A 15,364-nucleotide genomic window follows, 5' to 3' on the forward strand; every position below is an offset into this window, starting at 1 on the left:
AAATCTATGTCGGTCGGAGTAGACATTGGGTGGCAGCGTGGTTATGGTTTCTCTCGTAGCCGAGATCAGCGAGGCCCGGCAGAGACGAACTGGCGGGCAGCAGCACGCAGTTGCAGGTAGCAGGACGGTGCGGTGGTGGAGTTTCGAAGCCAGGGTTGTTGCAGGACGGCGACGGGACTGACGGCCGGACCGGGTGGCCCGCAGGTTCAGGGGCCGCCGTGAGCAGGGCCGCGGCGAACGCGGTGGCAGTACCCGAATGTGCAGTTCGCAGGACCGCAGTGCGGTTGTCAGTGGTTCCTCGGTAAAGGCGTCGGCTGCGGACGCGCGTGCCGGGAGGTTCGGCAGTGGGGTTCTAAGCCAGAGAAGACGCAGGACGGGCGACGGGGCTGGCTGCCGGAGAGTGGCGCTTGTTCAGGTCACCAGCAGTTCGCATCACCAGCAGTGCAAAGCAGTAGTTGATCAAGAGGGAAGAACGGAGGAGCCAGGCGCCATCAGGATCGCCCGGGCGGAATCGCTGAGCCCGGGTACCGCAGGACATCGATAGTGAGGTGGTCTCCGGTCAAGCAACCGCGATCCCCGCATCCCCGACAGAACTCAGGTCGGGCCAGCGGAAACAGAAGGCCGGCGCAGTTCCAGGGCCGGCAGATGGTGTAGCAGTTCCTTCGGGGCCCTGGTGCCAATGGCACCAGGGCCCCTCCAGCGTGTTTCACAGAGAGGTGCAATGACAGCAGACGACTCGTTCGGCCGTCTCGATGACGACGACTACCCCGCCTACACCATGGGCCGGGCCGCCGACATGCTCGGTACTACCCAGGGCTTCCTCCGCGCGATTGGCGAAGCCCGCCTCATCACCCCGCTCCGTTCCGCTGGCGGGCACCGCCGTTACTCCCGCTACCAGCTGCGCATCGCGGCCCGAGCGCGTGAGCTCGTCGACAACGGGACCCCCATCGAGGCCGCCTGCCGCATCGTCATCCTCGAAGACCAGCTCGAAGAGGCCCAGCGCATCAATGCCGAACACCGCCGCGCCGCCGAATCGGCGAATCCCACGGCCGTGCCCTGAGACGCCTGGCATCGGCCACTTCGTCGCCTCCTTTCATGCACGTCGACCGGAACGCCTCGGCGTCCCGGTCGACAGGGCCGTCGAAGCATCGGCGTTGCGCCGCGCGATGCCGGCAAGAAGACGCAGGCGCGGCTGGGGCGGTTGACCGGAGCCGCGGCCCGCAATCGTCTGGGAGGCCCGTGAAAACGCTGTGACGAGGGTGGGGCTGCCGGACCGGAAGGGGCCCAACGTGACCGGCCGGTCCGGCAGCCTCGGTGACCGGACAGACTCCGAGGCTGCCGGCCGGGTGCAGCGGGTGCGGGCCGTGGGGCGACCACCGCACCACACTGGTCTCTATCGCAGGGGCCACGGGCTGCCTGCCAGCATGACCCACTCCCGGTCCACCTGACCGGGCACGACACGCCCCGCCGCCATCCAGTGCGCGGCCAGCGCCGCGAAGATCGGCTCACCTGGCGGAGCGGGAGGCGGCGGTGCGGCGCGGTCGCTGATCTGAGTGGCGGGCCGCGTCGTCGTCTTGGTCACACCGTTCTAACGCCCGACCGCCGCGACGGTTACCCGTGGCGGGTACGGCGTTCGCGCAGCGCGGTGCGGGCCTGGGTGATGCCGAGCAGGAGACCGAATTCCTGGAGCGCGATGTGCTGGACGTCCTCGGCGGTGGCGGGACTGCCCTCGCTGCTGCGGGCGTGGGCGAGTTCGGCGGCGCCCAGGGCGAGCAGCTGCTCGCGGTCGCGCTCGTCATGCTGGTCGGTGGTGTACGCGGCCAGGACCTGCCGCCAGATTCCGCTCACCGGCCGCGCCCGTCGCGTGGGGCGGGAACAGCAGCCGCGTACGCGTCCTGCGGCGGATCGTCCGTCTCCGCCTCTGGGCGGTGAATGCCGAACGGGCCCGGGGTGCCATGGGGAACCCCGACCACCGTGGTGGACGACGGCACCCGGGCCCTGCGCGGCTGGGCCATCGCCACCGCCCCGACCTCCGGCACGGTCCTCACCGCGATGCGCATGGCGCTCACCCACGAGAGCGACGTCTCGCCGTTCGGCGCGGTGCCCGAGCTCGTACGGATCGACCGCGGTCTGGAGTTCGCAGCCGGCGCGGTGAAGGAGGTCCTGGGAGCCGCGCGAGGTGACGCCCGGCCGCCGGCCCGTCATGGAGATTTCAGGTATCGACCAGCGGCTCATCGGCTGGCAGTCGACCCGCCGCCAGCAGATCGAGGACGCCATGTCCGTCCTGACTGCCACGTACGAGAAGAAGCACGGGCACACGCCGGGGGAGCGGGCCGCCCACGCGCTGGCCTGCCAGGCCGCCGACCGGACGCGCCCGCACAAGCGCACCGTGCTGCGGTCGCTGTCCGAGCTGCGCGAGGGATGGCGGGAGTCAGCCATCGCCGCGTTCGGCGCCGATGTCGTCTCCCGGCTGGCGGAGCGGGCGCGGGCGGCAGCCGCCGCGGCGGTGTGGGCGCGGGTACGGCCGGTGGTCGACGTGGTTCTGGCCGCCGTCGACGTCGTCGCCGTGGTGTACGTCATGCGCGGGGCGTTCAAACGCCACCACCTGCTTGCCGAAGCCCGCCGCCACCTCTCCTACGTCCTGCGCGGCCGCCCCCACCAGCCGGGCCTGGACGAACAGATCGTGCAGACGGCCGTCGACGACTACACCCGCCCCGTCGGCCGGGGCCGGACGAGGACCGCCGACCTGCGCGCCCTGTACCCGCGCGACACTGACGACCAGGCCGTGCTGCGCCCGCTGACCCGCAAGCGCACCGCGCCCCCGTACGAGCGGGCCCGCCTCGCTGCCGGTGCCCTGGCAGCCCGGGTCAACGCGGCGCGGCGTGCGGAGCGACTGGGCTCCCGCACCCGGCCGCGCACCGTCGCCGTGCCCGCTACCTCGAGCTCGCACCCGCGCCCGTTCCGCACCGGACCGAACGGCGGCCGCCTCCTGGAGCCGGAGACCGGCGTCGAGACGGTGGAGCGGACCCGCCAGACCATGGAAGCCGCCGCCGCGCAGTTGGCCGCCACGATCCAGGACAGCAAGCGGGCACGCGAAGTCGCTCACGGCCTCCGCCCACAGCCCGCCCCGGCGCCGCACACCCAGCAGCCCGGCATCCAGCACACGCCGGGCCGACCCACAGGAGGAGTCGCGTGAGTACCCCGGAGAACTGCCCAACCCGCAGGACGCCCTCGCCCGAGCTCGCGCAGCCCACCAGGAGATGGCCACCGCGCTCGACGAGGACCAGGAGCCCGAGCCCGATGAGCCCGCGGGGTGGCAGCCGGTCTGGAAGCGGCCCCGGACACCGAAGTCGAAGGCGGCGAAGAAGCTGGAGCTGCACAAGCAGCGGCGGCGGCTCCAGGACGCCGGAAAGCGCCGCCTCGCGGCCGGGGAGTCCCGCCGGCCCCGCTCCCGGCAGAGCCGGATCGGCAACGCGGCCGCGCGCCGCGATGCCCGCGCCCTGTCCCGTGTGCGGCACTCCAGTGCCTGGCTGTGGTGACGATGCCGGGCATCGCCCACCGAGTGGAACCCACGATGCTCAGCATCGAGTGGACGATGTCCGGCATCCGATGCTCCGCACCGCACGCGAAGCGCACCTCCCGGATCGGGCGCACCGGCCAACCGCCCACCCCTTGTCCAGCTCCGGACGGGCGACCCGGCACCCCTTGTCCAGCTTCGGGCGGGAGCCCGCCCACCCCTTGTCCAGGTCCGGACGGGCGCACGTTTCTCCTTGACCACGTTGGATAGCGGAGCGTTTCCCCTTGTCAGAGCAGGTCCCGGCCGCCGATCAGGTCGCGGTCTAGGGGGTCTGTGATATAGGGCCCGCCGCCGCGCGCCCGGTGCGGCGCGGTGCGGCGGCGCGCACCGGATACGCGGTGCGGTGGTGCGCCCCGGATACGCGGTGCGGTGTGGTGGTGCGGCGCGCGCCGCACCACCACAGTCCCGGATGCGCTCTACGCGGTGGTCCGGCGCACCAGGTGCGCCTCCATCGCCTGCTTCATCCCCGCGGCCTCCAGCTGCCGGAGGACATCGGCGACGTTGCCGTGGTCGTCGGTGAGGATGTTCTCGGTGAAGCGGATGATGGTCTGGGCGATGCCCGGCGCACCGGCCAGGCACTCGCCGTCGCAGGAGCTCCAGCAGAAGCCGTCCGAGCGCCGCCGCCAGGAAGGAATGCGCGCAGGGCTCCCCGTCGTGGTCGTCCACGGCGGTGACCGGGATGAAGATGCGCGCGGCGACGTCCAGGAGCATCTTGAGCACCTCCGGGCCCATGCCGTCGACGACCGCGCAGGCGGTATCGATGTCGCCGGCCTGCAACGCCTGGATGTAGGCGAAGGCGCCGACGACACCCTCCGGCTCCATCGGGGCGAGCGGCGCGGTGACGGTGTTCTCGGGCATGACGACTCCTCACGTACGGGCCGCCCCGCTGATCGCGGCGGCCTCAAGAGGAGCCTCTATTTGCGGCCCTGTGGACAGAGTCCGGCCGCTGAGGAGGGAGACCTCTCCCCCGCCGGTTGATTGTGACGACGCAGCGCAGTTGGCAAAGCAGCACGCTTGTTGGCAAGCGTCGCCGATGTTGTCCTGTGGTTACTCTGCGGAGTGCCAGATTGGTCAACGGCTCTGGGGCCGCTGTCCAGAGCGGTGGCGTACGGCGACTCTGGCTGTCCACGGTGCGATGAACGCGGCATCCACGGAGATGCTTGCCAGGAGAAGCACTTCCCGCAGCCGGCGGCCGAGGGCGGCCGTTCGGGTGGTTGCAGAGGCCGTGATCATCCTCAGGGGTGAACGCGGCTGGGGCGAGACGTGGGCGGCGGGAGTGAATGAGGAGCTCCCGGTTTCCGACCGGGCCTTACCTCTGCCTAGGTCCTGTTTCTCGGATCATGTACGGAGCCAGATCATGAGTGCTGCGAGTGTGACGGTGCCGAGGTAGATGTAGGCGCGTTTCTCGTAGCGGGTCGCGACGGCGCGGAAGCCTTTGAGGCGGTTGATGGTGCGTTCGACGGTGTTGCGCTTCTTGTAGAGCTCGCTGTCGAAACCGGTAGGCCGACCGCCGCGTGAACCTCGGTTCTTGCGGTGTCTCTGCTGGTCGAGACGTTCGGGGATGGTGTGCCGGATTCCGCGTCGTCGCAGGTAGCGGCGGTTCTTCCGGGACGTGTAGGCCTTGTCCGCCAAGACATGGTCGGGCCGGGTGCGTGGCCGGCCGACTCCGGCTCGCGGCACCAGAACCTGTTCCAGCACCCGCTCGAGCTGGGGTCCGTCTCCGTAGTGTCCGGGTGTCAGGACGAAGGCGAGGGGCCGGCATCGTCCCTCGGCAACGAGGTGGATCTTGGTGGTGAATCCTCCGCGGGAACGTCCCAGACATTCGCCGACCTGACCACCTCCTCCAGGCGGATGGTCAGTCTCCGCAGTACCGGATCGACCTGGTTCGTCCCCCACTTGGCCCCCTTTGAGGGACGGCGGCCGGGGGCGCTTTCCTCGCACCGGCGGCGTGCTGGTGGGCTCGCACGGCTGTCGAGTCCACCGACACGTCCCAGTCGATGCCGCCCTCGGCGTCCTCGGCTACCTGGATGCGAGACAGCAGCATCTGCCAGGTTCCATCGGCTGACCAGCGACGATGTCGTTTATAGACCGTCTCCCATGGCCCGAATCGCTCCGGCAGATCCCGCCACTGCACGCCGGTCCGCACCCGGTAGAGAACCCCGTTGATCACCCGGCGGTGATCGCTCCACCGACCTCCACGCGTACCACCAGGAGGTAGGAACGACTCCAGCCGATCCCACTCCGCATTCGTCAGATCCCCACGGCCCATGAACCCAGCCTGGCCCCAACACCCCTCGCAGGTCAGGAGATCCGAGAAACAGGACCTAGAAAGGGCACGATTCACATGCGCATGCGTTCCAAGCTGGTCCTGGCCGGCCTCGGCGTCGTCACCGTGGGCGCCACCCTGGGCGGGATCGCGATGGCCGCCGATCCCACCAGCAACACCGTGGCCCCCTACGCGCAGGCCGCCGCTACCGTCAACTCGGACGGCGGCACCTCCCAGAAGACCAACACCGTCACCTCGGTCAGCAGGCCCGCCACCGGCTCGTACTGCGTCGTCCTGGCATCGGGCGTTCAGGCCTCCAAGTCCATCCCGATGGCCACCCTCAGCAACACCGCCCCCCGGAACAGCGGCGTCCGCGTCTCTCGCAACGACTCCTCCTGCCCGGCCAACTCCATCCGCGTGACCACCAGCACCGACGGGGCAGCGGCGAACCAGCCGTTCTACCTGCTCATTCCGTAACAGCCCGTGCTGAGCGGTCCCGTCCGGAAACCCGGACAGGACCGCCACACGCGTCTGGCCGTCGAGGCCACGTTCACCCCTGGTCGGCGGCATCCGGATCGCGCAGGGGCCGCAGGCCCCGGGCAGCTCCGGCAGATGGAAGGAGTACCGGCCGAGCATGTTGACGTGGTGACGCACGAACGGGGAGAGCCTGGCCACCTCCTCGTCGCGGACCTCGAAGCCCTCAGTGCGGAGCTGGTCGAGGGCTGCGTCCATGTAGCGGGTGGTGAACAGCACCAGGGCGTTGCCAACACGATCCTCGGATAGGCCGGTCACATTTCGTGATCACTGGTTGCCAACTAACCTGCGGCATCCTTGCCAACTACGAGGCGTCACAGCTCCCTGCCTTGGGGCGCCCTGCCGCCGTTTTTGCCAACTAGGGCGTGTATCGGGTCGTGATCAATCTGTGGGTTTTGTTCTCGTGGAGCGGGTGGATCGGGTAGTCCGGTGTGTATGACACGGCGGCAACTGACGGACCAGGAGTGGGAGTACGTCGAGCCGTACCTGCCGATCGGCGAGTACGGTCCGTATCCCGCACGACTTCGGCAGCAGTTCGAGGGCGTGATCTGGAAGTTCCGCTCGGGAGCGCAGTGGCGGGAGATGCCGGCCGAGTTCGGCCCGTGGTCCACCGTGCACAACCGCTTCCGGCAGTGGCGGGACGCCGGAGTCTTCGAGACCCTGCTGGAAGGGCTGATCGCGCAGGCGGCCGCGCGGGGTGAGGTGGACCTCTCCCTGGTCAGCGTGGACTCCACCACCGCCCGGGCCCACCAGGACGCGGCCGGTATGCGTCTGGCCCCCGGCGTGCTCGACGCCCTGGAGAAGGCCGCGGAGGAAGAGAAGGTCCGGTCAAAGGGGGCACCGAAGAAGAACAAACCGGACCGGGCGCCGATGGCGTCGCCGCGCGAAGACGCCTCCGGCACCGCCGCAAGCTCCGGTTGAAAGCCGCCCTGCTCGGACGCTCGCGGGGCGGCCAGACCAGCAAGGTACACATCGCCTGCGACCGCAAGTGCCGACCGCTCGTACTGACCCTGACCGTGGGCCAGGCCGCCGACAGCCCGCAGTTCATCCCGGTCCTGGACAAGCTGCGGGTCCGCGGCCCGGCCGGCCGACCCCGCACCCGGCCCGGCGCCGTCGCCGGCGACAAGGCGTACTCCTCCCGCGGCAACCGCGCCTACCTGCGCAGACGAAACATCAAGGCTGTCATCCCTGAGAAGAAGGACCAGACCACCCACCGGAAGAACAAGGGCCGCCAGGGCGGCCGACCCCTCACCCACGACACCGACCTGTACAAGGAACGCAACACTGTCGAGCGCCTGATCAACAAGCTCAAGGCGTGGCGCGGCATCGCCACCCGCTACGACAAGACCCCCGAGAGCTACCTTGCCGGCCTGCAACTGCGTGCCTCGATGATCTGGATCAAAGACCTCACCCGGACCGTCGATTGATCCCGACTCGATACACGCCCTAGTGTGATGCGCCAGAAATCCTGATGGTTAGTTCTGCCCTGTCTGCTGGCTATCGGTTCCGACCTTGGCGAGGTAATCGGCGAGGGAGTTGAGGATCTCGTCGGCGGTCTTGGTCCAGGTGAAGGGCCTTGGGTTCTCGTTCCAGGTGTCGATCCATGCGGTGATGTCGTCCTCCAGGGCCTTCACGGACCTGTGGACGCCGCGGCGAATGAGCTTGTCGGTCAGTAGGCCGAACCACCGCTCGACCTGGTTCATCCAGGAGGAGCCGGTCGGAGTGAAGTGGATGTGGAAGCGGGGGTGTTTGCCCAGCCAGGTTTTGATCTCGGCGGTGTTGTGGGTGGCGTAGAAGCCCCTATGTTTCGTCAAGCCGCAGAGGGGACCGGGTTGGCGGCTCGGGGCTGGATGTGCCGGTAGAGCTCGCGGGCGACATACCGCTTCAGACACCGGATGATCTCGCGCTTGGACATGCCCTCGGCGGTGCGTCGCTCCAGATATTTCTGGGTACGTTCGTCCCAGCGTATGCGGGTCTGCACGACGCGGTAGAGCGCGGCGTTGGCCTGGCGGTTGCCGCCGCGGTTCAGGCGCCGGCGTTGCGTCTTGCCGGAGGACTGCTCGAGCGGACTGACACCGCACAGAGCAGCGAAGGACGCCTCGTCGGTGATCCTGTCTGGGTTGTCACCTGCGGCAATGAGGAGGACTGCGGCGCTGTCGGGTCCGACGCCGACCAGGTCCAGCAGCTCGGGGCGGCAGGAGCGGACGGCCCGAGTGGTGCGCCGGGTGAGCTCTTTGACCTCGTCGGACAGGTACTGGACGCGGCGGGCGAGCAGACGCATGGTGAAGACGGCCTCGCCCCGGTCGCCGATGTCGAGGGCCGCGCAGGTCGCGACCAGCGCGGGATTGCTGAGTCTGGTGAGCAGTTCTCGCAGGTCCGGGTCGATGGACATGAGGACGGCCTTGAGCTGGTTCAGCGCCTGGGTGCGGGCTTTGACCGCTGATTCCTTGGCCAGTCGCAGGACCCGCATGTCTTCCGCGGGCCCGTCCGCGCTCTTCGGCACGGTGGTGGCCCGTCCGGACAGCACCGCGCGGGCGGCCGCATCCGCGTCGAGGGCGTCTGTCTTGCCTCGCTTGCGCCGGGTGGCACGGTCGGGCTGGTTGATTTCGACGACTTCGATGCCCTCCCGACGCAGAAGACGGGTCAGTGCAGTTCCGAAGGATCCGGTGCACTCGACCCCCGCCCGACGCAGAACGCCGAACGACTGTCCCCAGGTCAGTAGCTGGTGATATCCGGCGGCGGTGGCCGGGAACTCCTGGTGGGCGAGTGAGGCGCCCAGGACGGTGATGACGGCGGCGACATGGACGTCCTTGTGAGTGTCCACCCCGAGGACCACTTCCTCCGCCGGCCGGGGGAGGTGCTGCGCGGGCAGCGCCGGCTGGGGCATGCTGGTGACGGTCACGAGGCTCCCTTGGACTGGGTCTGGTGGCTGGCACCGGTCCGGTGGGCGGTCAGAACTGTGACGGTGCTTTGTGCAGCAAAGCCCCTATCGGGACACGCTCACCGGGCCGGCGGCAGTACGCACCGCAGGAGGCCGGGGCCGACAGTTCCACACCAAGGCAGCTGCGGCCAGTTGTCACACGGGTCAGGCTCCGGCCCCCTGCGGCACATCCACGATCCTCACAGTTGTCACAGACGAGATGGACGTCGAGCCCGACGGGCACCGCTTTGTCGATCCGGATCAGGAACTTCTTGAACTCAATCGCGCGGTGGCGGCGGTGAAGCTGAGATATGACGGTTGTCGGCGTACACGTGAACGCACATAGCCGCGTACGGATGAACGTACAGAGCTTTTGATGCGCTGAGGGCCGGCCCCCGGCACGCTGCTGCTTGTCGTCCAAAGTTGCAGAGAGGGGTGGGCCATGGTCCTGGACCCGCAGCGGTGGCTGGAGCTTCGGCGTTTCCGCGGCCTGGTGGAGTCCGGGGCGATAAGCCTGTCGGAGGTCGCCAAGGAAACCGGGCTGAACTGGCGGACGGTCAGCAAGTACCTGTCTGCTGACTCGTCCGCGCCTCCGCGCCGGACGGCGAGTGGTCAGCCGCGCAAGCGAGTGGTCGACGACGTCGCTCCGCTGATCGACGCGATGCTGCGGGCCGAGGTCCTGATGAAGGCCGCGGTGATTCACGAGCGGCTGGCCACGGAGTACGGGTTCACCGGGAACTATCAGCGGGTCAAGCTCTACGTGCAGGAAGCCCGCCCAAGGATCGCGGAGGAACTGGGGATCACCCCGCGAGAGCTGGCAGGGATGCATCGCAGGTTCGAGGTGATCCCGGGTGCTCAGGCTCAGGTGGACTGGGGCGATGAGGGCAGGATCCTGGCCCACATGGGCATCCCGAAGGTCTACTCCTTCCACATGGTGCTGTCGTACTCGCGTGATCCGTTTTGCTGCTTCACCACCAGCCTGGACCTGCAGACGTTCTTCGACTGCCATCGGCGGGCATTCGCGCACTTCAACGGGGTGCCGATGACGATCGTCTATGACCGGACCAAGACAGTCGTCCGCCGTCACGTCGCCCCAGGTGAGGCGGTTCCACTGCATCCGGAGGCGGTCGGATTCGCCGGCCACTACGACTTCGACATCGATGTGCTGGCCGCCTACCGCCCCCAGGGCAAAGGCCGCGTCGAACGCCAGGTCCTGATCGTCCGCGACCACGTTCTCTCCGGCCGGGCCTTCTCCTGCATCGAGGAAATGGACGCCGCCTTCACCGCCTGGGTGCCGAAACGACGAGCCCAGACGCACCGGACTCACCAGCAGGTCATCGGTGAGCGGGCAGCTCGTGACCACGCGGCTCTCAAGCCGTTGCCACCCACTCCGTATCTGGTGGCCGAACGTCATCTGCGGCCGGTCGGCAAGGACTGTCTGGTCGCCTTCGGCGGGAACCTCTACTCAGTCCCCGCCCGCAAGGTCCGACCGCGTCAGCTGGTGGAGATCAGGGCCACGAAGTCGCAGGTCATGCTGCATTCCACCATTGCCGACTCCGGTGGCGAGACGCTGCTTGCCATGCATCCACGGGCAGTCGGACGCGGGGTCCGTGTCGTCGAAGAACAGCACTGGGACGAGCTGCCCACCGGCAAAGGACGCCGGACCACCACCGGCGACGCCTTGCCCCGGCCGCGTCACGAACGCCCCTTGGGCGAGGAGGCCGGACCGCTGCAAGCTCTCCTCAACCGGGCTGCGGCGACCCGCGTCGAGGTCGGCCGCCGACCGTTGTCGGTCTATGACGAGCTGACCGGGACCCGCCCTTTCACCAGTAACCGAGCGACGAAGGAATCGTCTTGAGCGAGCTGACCGGCAACCGCATCCGCACCACGGCGACCAAGCTCGGCCTGCCCCACCTGGCGGAAACCATCAACGAGTACACCCGGCGGGCGGACGAGGGGAAGATGGGCTACCTCGACTTCCTCGACCTCGTTCTCTCCGAGGAACTCGCCGTCCGAGACGACCGCCGCTTCCGACAGGGCCTGCGGCTCTCCCGGCTGCCGCACCACAAAACGATCGATGAGTACGACTTCTCGTTCCAGCCCGAGCTCGACCCGCGCAAGATCAAAGACCTGGCCACCCTGTCCTTCGTCGAAGCAAAGGCCAATGCCGCCCTGCTGGGGCCGCCCGGCGTCGGCAAGACCCACATTGCGATCGCGCTGGCGGTCGCGGCCTGCCGGGCCGGCTACTCGATCTACTTCACCAGCCTCGACGACATGGTCCGCAACCTCAAAGCAGCCGAGGCGGCCGGACGTCTGACCAGCAAACTGGGCTCCTACCTGCGGCCGAGCGTTCTCGTGGTCGATGAAGTCGGCTACCAGCCCCTCGAACGCGCCGAGGCGAACCTGGTCTTCCAGGTCATCTCAAAGCGCTACGAAAAGGGCTCAATCATCCTGACCTCGAACAAGACCTTCAGCGAATGGGGCCAGGTCTTCGGCGACGAAGTCCTCGCCACCGCCATCCTCGACCGCCTCCTGCACCACTGCGAAGTCGTCGCCATCAACGGCCCCAGCTACCGGCTGAAGAACCGCCTCAAGGCCATCGAGCGCGAGACGGAAGTCGCCTGATCCGGGGACTCAATCCTGGCCCAGCTCCTCGCCCGGCGGGATGAAGGCGTCGGCACTGTCGGCATCCTCAACATGCCCGTGAGCGTCCATCGTGATGGCCGTTGCCCGGCCCTGCGAGGTGATCAGCCACGCGAGTACCTGTTCCGTGAGCGGGGTGTTTCCCGGGCCCTCGTCCTTCCAGTGGGCCCGCCACCCGCCACCAGGAACGGCGGCTACGACCTGGTCGGCCTTCTCAAGGTGGGAGAAGGCCTCGTAGTCCGTGACGGGACGCATAGCTCCTCGCCTCGGGTCGACTACAAGCGCCGTTCCAGTTGCCGGGTCCCATGCCTCCACCCGCACCATGCGGCCAATCTCGGTCTCGGTGCCATTGAAGATCGCGGTCCAGCCGGTCTGATTGAAGTAACGAAGGTCCACCGCCCCATCCTCTCGCATGGCAATGAGCGCAGCGGGCGGCTACTTGCTCTGCACGTTCAACCGTACGCACCTCTGCACATACGCGAGTACGCCGACAACGGTTCCGTCAGTGATGTTGAAGGCGGCGAACAGGCTGGTGATGCCATGCCGGTAGTAGTCGTGGGTCCGGCGTTCGGGCATGCCCGGCATCATCGGCAGGACCGGCTGTGAGCGGTCCAGGGCCTGGATCTGGGATTTCTCGTCCACGCAGAGCACGACCGCCTTCTCGGGCGGGTGATGGTACAAACCGACGACATCGACGACCTTGGCGACGAACTGCGGGTCGGTGGACAGTTTGAAGGAGTCCTGCAGGTGCGGCTTGAGGTCGAACTTCTTCCAGATCCGGCCGATGGTCGACTTCGACAGGCCGGTGCGCTGAGCCATCGAGGCCCGTGACCAGTGGGTGTCTCTGCCCGCGGTCGACTCCAGGGTGGCCACGATGACCTCTTCGACCTGGTCGAGAAGGATCGAGGGTGGCCGACCCGAGCGGGGCTCGTCGTGCAGACCGTCGAGGCGTTGGGCGATGAACCGGGCCCGCCAGCGGTCCACGGTCGATCTGTCGACGCCGAGGTCGGCCGCGGCCTGCTGGTTCGTCCCGCCCTCCGCGCAGCGCAGCACGATCTTGGCTCGCAACGCGAGGAACTGGGCGGTCTTCGCCCGCCGCGCCCACTGCGTCAGCTGCGTCCGCTCAGCCTCGTTCAGGACCAGGTCGGCCTTGGGTCGGCCGATCCAGCCGGCGTCCTCAAGCCCGGCCATCCGCTCTGCGGCGAAAGCCCGACGCCACTTGCCAACCGTCTTGGCCTGGACACCGACGACGCGTGCGACACCCGCGTTCGACATGCCCTCAGCGCACGCCAGGAGGATCCGAGCCTTCTCGGCCGAGCGCCGGTCTGGCCATTCCGTCCGGCGCACCAACTCGGCACGCTCTTCCCCTGACAACGTGATCTTCACAGCAGAAGGGCCGGGATGTGACATGACAACAGGGTACTGACTAACCATGGGATTTCTGGCGCATCACACTAGTGCGTACTGCCGATCACCGCCCGCCTCCGGAGCCACGCCGCCGGACGCGGGGGTCAAGGTCCTGCGGGGCCCGCTCCTTCCCGTTCTGCGTTCCGTCGTGTCCACGGCAGTCGTACGAGCCGGGACCGGGGGCGTGGCCCGGCCCGGCAGAGGAGTACGTCATGCCGAAGAACCAGTCCACCGCCGCACAGACCGCCCGCAGGGCGAGCCGGGGCGGAGCCAAGTACACCGAGGCCCTGCGCCGTGCGGGGACCGGCGATGCGCCGCACGCACCACACGTCCTGCGGTTCCTGGCGGAGCGCTCAGGGAACCTCTACCACCTGGTTGGCGGGATCGCGGCGGCCTGGGCACACAGTGGACAGCGGGTCCTGCTCCTCGAGGAAGCCGAGGACTACTGGAGCTGGACCATGAGCGGCGCGCGTCGCGGCCGGGGCCGCCGCAAGATTGAGCCGGCCACCCCGCCGGAGCCGACGACCAGCACGCTGTGGGCCTCGCCGGACGGCCCCGGCCTCCTGACACACCACGCCTGCATGTGGCAGGTCCGCCACGCCTCGCAGGAGAGCGACCGCGGCTTGCCCCGCACCGACCGCAGCCCGCTCACGTCGGCGGTGACCGACGCTCTCGGCACCCACGACGTGATCGTCCTTGTGCCGAAGCACTGGTCCTACCCCGACCGTGAGAACGCAACGGCGCACGTCGTGATCGGGGAGATCGACATCTTCCCCGACACCGACTGCAGGACCGCACTCCCCGGCCCCGGGAACGAAGAGAAGGGCGTCCCGCTGAGCCCCGAGCAGAGCGCGGCAGTGCTGCGCGAGCGCTGTCTGGGCTTCCTCTTCGGATTCCCGCACCTCCCCATCGCCCTGGACGGGTTGATCTGGCAGTCGAACTGGGAGCTGCCCGTCGACGCGGACTACCTGGCGGGAGTCGACCGGGACATGGGCCGTGCCGGACTGCGCCCCATGGGCTGGTCGCTCGCCGGGCAGCGCCGGTCTGACCCGCACAAGCAGCTGCCCGAGCCCGACCGGCTGAAGGACCCCGGCTTCGTCCAGCAGTACCAGCTCTCGAACTCGCCACCTGATCAAGTGGAAAAGGCTCACTGTGACCGATCCGGTAACGCGGGAGCTGAAGTGAATTCACCAATCCCACGAATCGAATATCTTTTTAACATCTTCAATACTTGTGATGCCTAGAAATGTGCACACGGCTGCGGTGACAGCGAAAAAGGTTGACCAGTATGTTGAATAAGAGAGCTTTCCCTTTCTTATCTCTCGAGCCAACTCCTCTCCGAGTAGTGAGAGAAGAGCTATAGGGCCGAGGAGGAGAGAGCAGAAGACCACGTCTTGCTCCCATGACGGTTTTTCACCAGGTTTAAGGTCGAGGGAGTATACATAATCAAGCATCAGAAATAGCCCGACGCCAATTCCTAAGTAACTCCAGATGCCAGTTAGAATACCGTTGGATTCGGTGTTGGATTCAGTGCTAAATTCCCCGTTTTCTTCACCATCGTCTTCCTTCACGTTTCCCCCGGTTTCGGATTCGTCAGTCGCGATAGTTGATCATTCTGCGGATGCGTCGCACGGCAAGATACCGCTACCGGCCTCAGCTGTGAGGAGGATGGCGTGGCTGACCTGTTCGGTGGTACGGGTGGCCACCTGCGGTTCTCGTTCGTCGGATGCGACGTCGACGCGTGGTAGCCCAGGTGGCTTCTTCGGCCCCGCCAGCGCTGGGCTGGGGGCGCGGGTGCGGCGGTGCCGGTCAGTTGGTGGGCCAGGGTTTGCCCTGCCAGCACCACCGGCCGTGTCCGTCGCGTACGTAGGCGGGGTCACCGGGGCCGGTGTCCCCGCCCACCAAGGCGCCGTACTCACCGTTCTGCTCCTGGACGGGGTGGAGTTCGACGGTCTGCCCGTTCAGCGGGCCGCCGGTCATCTGTGCTGTCTCACTCATGGTGTGTCCTCGACCTTCA

General features: G+C 67.8%; 16 protein-coding genes and 4 pseudogenes. 9 read left to right on the forward strand and 11 right to left on the reverse strand.

The genetic code is table 11. The annotated features are described in order from the left end of the window. Positions 1–721 precede the first annotated feature (721 nt). Positions 722–1,060 (forward strand): helix-turn-helix domain-containing protein, encoded by a 339-nt coding sequence (locus tag OG322_RS40595; RefSeq protein WP_123466098.1) that lies wholly within the window; start codon positions 722–724, stop codon positions 1,058–1,060. Between the two features lie 333 nt (positions 1,061–1,393). On the opposite strand, the gene OG322_RS40600 is transcribed toward OG322_RS40595, so the two are convergent. Genes OG322_RS40600 through OG322_RS40610 form a run of 3 tightly spaced genes read right to left on the reverse strand, consistent with a single transcriptional unit; the run spans position 1,394 to position 2,069 of the window. After that, positions 1,394–1,582, reverse strand: a complete 189-nt coding sequence (locus OG322_RS40600) for a hypothetical protein (protein WP_124287013.1) — start codon at positions 1,580–1,582, stop codon at positions 1,394–1,396. A gap of 29 nt (positions 1,583–1,611) precedes the next feature. Continuing rightward, the gene (locus tag OG322_RS40605) at positions 1,612–1,848 is read right to left on the reverse strand and encodes a hypothetical protein (protein ID WP_123466100.1); all 237 of its coding nucleotides are present in this window, start codon (positions 1,846–1,848) and stop codon (positions 1,612–1,614) included. Beyond that, a complete protein-coding gene (locus tag OG322_RS40610) occupies positions 1,845–2,069 on the reverse strand; it encodes a hypothetical protein (protein ID WP_329305859.1) in 225 nt (74 codons plus the stop codon). Before OG322_RS40610 ends, OG322_RS40605 begins: the two co-directional genes overlap by 4 nt. Before the next feature lie 92 nt (positions 2,070–2,161). Here OG322_RS40610 and OG322_RS40615 point away from each other — a divergent pair. The 3 genes and pseudogenes from OG322_RS40615 to OG322_RS40625 all read left to right on the forward strand — a co-directional run. Further along, positions 2,162–3,196 (forward strand): annotated as a pseudogene (locus tag OG322_RS40615) (relaxase domain-containing protein); the annotation flags it as partial. Positions 3,197–3,260: 64 nt separating this feature from the next. Continuing rightward, positions 3,261–3,539, forward strand: coding sequence for a hypothetical protein (locus OG322_RS40620; protein WP_329305858.1), 279 nt, complete (start codon positions 3,261–3,263; stop codon positions 3,537–3,539). A gap of 569 nt (positions 3,540–4,108) precedes the next feature. After that, positions 4,109–4,555, forward strand: a complete 447-nt coding sequence (locus OG322_RS40625; RefSeq protein WP_329305857.1) for a hypothetical protein — start codon at positions 4,109–4,111, stop codon at positions 4,553–4,555. Between the two features lie 360 nt (positions 4,556–4,915). Here the strand turns inward: OG322_RS40625 and OG322_RS40630 are convergent. After that, positions 4,916–5,846 (reverse strand): IS5 family transposase gene (locus OG322_RS40630; protein WP_443066535.1). Its coding sequence is split into 2 segments (ribosomal slippage): positions 4,916–5,510 and positions 5,509–5,846, totalling 933 coding nucleotides; the frame shifts between segments, so codons are not numbered across the junction. A gap of 81 nt (positions 5,847–5,927) precedes the next feature. On the opposite strand from OG322_RS40630, the gene OG322_RS40635 reads away from it, so the two are divergent. Beyond that, complete coding sequence (locus OG322_RS40635) at positions 5,928–6,320, forward strand: hypothetical protein (protein ID WP_329305856.1); 393 nt, start codon at positions 5,928–5,930, stop codon at positions 6,318–6,320. A gap of 73 nt (positions 6,321–6,393) precedes the next feature. Here OG322_RS40635 and OG322_RS41870 read toward each other — a convergent pair. Then, positions 6,394–6,605, reverse strand: a pseudogene (locus tag OG322_RS41870) (Tn3 family transposase); the annotation flags it as partial. A gap of 207 nt (positions 6,606–6,812) precedes the next feature. On the opposite strand from OG322_RS41870, the pseudogene OG322_RS40645 reads away from it, so the two are divergent. Continuing rightward, positions 6,813–7,804, forward strand: a pseudogene (locus OG322_RS40645) (IS5 family transposase). A gap of 48 nt (positions 7,805–7,852) precedes the next feature. On the opposite strand, the pseudogene OG322_RS40650 reads toward OG322_RS40645, so the two are convergent. Together OG322_RS40650 and OG322_RS40655 are read right to left on the reverse strand one after the other, a co-directional pair. Further along, positions 7,853–8,167, reverse strand: a pseudogene (locus tag OG322_RS40650) (transposase); the annotation flags it as partial. A 20-nt stretch (positions 8,168–8,187) separates the two neighbouring features. Further along, entirely contained in the window at positions 8,188–9,264 is a 1,077-nt protein-coding gene (locus OG322_RS40655; protein WP_443066585.1) for an IS110 family transposase, read from the reverse strand. 475 nt (positions 9,265–9,739) lie between these two features. Here OG322_RS40655 and istA point away from each other — a divergent pair, with 475 nt between their 5' ends. Together istA and istB are read left to right on the forward strand one after the other, a co-directional pair. Further along, positions 9,740–11,155: an IS21 family transposase gene (istA, locus tag OG322_RS40665; protein WP_329305853.1), complete on the forward strand. Its 1,416-nt coding sequence runs from the start codon at positions 9,740–9,742 to the stop codon at positions 11,153–11,155. After that, positions 11,152–11,922, forward strand: coding sequence for an IS21-like element helper ATPase IstB (istB, locus tag OG322_RS40670; protein WP_329305852.1), 771 nt, complete (start codon positions 11,152–11,154; stop codon positions 11,920–11,922). The genes istA and istB overlap by 4 nt, the downstream gene beginning before the upstream one ends. A 9-nt stretch (positions 11,923–11,931) precedes the next feature. Here istB and OG322_RS40675 read toward each other — a convergent pair whose 3' ends face one another. Then, positions 11,932–12,195 carry a hypothetical protein gene (locus OG322_RS40675; RefSeq protein WP_260146888.1) on the reverse strand — a complete coding sequence of 88 codons (264 nt, stop codon included), beginning with the start codon at positions 12,193–12,195 and terminating at the stop codon, positions 11,932–11,934. Positions 12,196–12,375: 180 nt separating this feature from the next. Continuing rightward, a complete protein-coding gene (locus OG322_RS40680) occupies positions 12,376–13,374 on the reverse strand; it encodes an IS630 family transposase (RefSeq protein WP_443066584.1) in 999 nt (332 codons plus the stop codon). A gap of 185 nt (positions 13,375–13,559) precedes the next feature. On the opposite strand from OG322_RS40680, the gene OG322_RS40685 reads away from it, so the two are divergent. Next, positions 13,560–14,591, forward strand: a complete 1,032-nt coding sequence (locus OG322_RS40685; RefSeq protein WP_329305851.1) for a hypothetical protein — start codon at positions 13,560–13,562, stop codon at positions 14,589–14,591. On the opposite strand, the gene OG322_RS40690 is transcribed toward OG322_RS40685, so the two are convergent. Further along, positions 14,535–14,918, reverse strand: a complete 384-nt coding sequence (locus tag OG322_RS40690; protein WP_329305850.1) for a hypothetical protein — start codon at positions 14,916–14,918, stop codon at positions 14,535–14,537. The genes OG322_RS40685 and OG322_RS40690 overlap by 57 nt on opposite strands. Positions 14,919–15,156: 238 nt before the next feature. Beyond that, complete coding sequence (locus OG322_RS40695) at positions 15,157–15,345, reverse strand: hypothetical protein (RefSeq protein WP_329305849.1); 189 nt, start codon at positions 15,343–15,345, stop codon at positions 15,157–15,159. Positions 15,346–15,364 lie beyond the last annotated feature (19 nt).

The organism is Streptomyces sp. NBC_01260 (assembly GCF_036226405.1).
Lineage (GTDB): Bacteria > Actinomycetota > Actinomycetes > Streptomycetales > Streptomycetaceae > Streptomyces > Streptomyces laculatispora.

Excerpts from the sequence above, each read along its gene's own strand:
- OG322_RS40595 (WP_123466098.1), top strand. The coding sequence starts at position 722 with ATGACAGCAGACGACTCGTTCGGCCGTCTCGATGACGACGACTACCCC.
- OG322_RS40620 (WP_329305858.1), top strand. The coding sequence starts at position 3,261 with ATGGCCACCGCGCTCGACGAGGACCAGGAGCCCGAGCCCGATGAGCCC.
- OG322_RS40635 (WP_329305856.1), top strand. The coding sequence starts at position 5,928 with ATGCGTTCCAAGCTGGTCCTGGCCGGCCTCGGCGTCGTCACCGTGGGC.
- OG322_RS40655 (WP_443066585.1), bottom strand. The coding sequence starts at position 9,264 with ATGCCCCAGCCGGCGCTGCCCGCGCAGCACCTCCCCCGGCCGGCGGAG.
- istA (WP_329305853.1), top strand. The coding sequence starts at position 9,740 with ATGGTCCTGGACCCGCAGCGGTGGCTGGAGCTTCGGCGTTTCCGCGGC.
- OG322_RS40675 (WP_260146888.1), bottom strand. The coding sequence starts at position 12,195 with ATGCGTCCCGTCACGGACTACGAGGCCTTCTCCCACCTTGAGAAGGCC.
- OG322_RS40680 (WP_443066584.1), bottom strand. The coding sequence starts at position 13,374 with ATGGTTAGTCAGTACCCTGTTGTCATGTCACATCCCGGCCCTTCTGCT.
- OG322_RS40685 (WP_329305851.1), top strand. The coding sequence starts at position 13,560 with ATGCCGAAGAACCAGTCCACCGCCGCACAGACCGCCCGCAGGGCGAGC.
- OG322_RS40695 (WP_329305849.1), bottom strand. The coding sequence starts at position 15,345 with ATGAGTGAGACAGCACAGATGACCGGCGGCCCGCTGAACGGGCAGACC.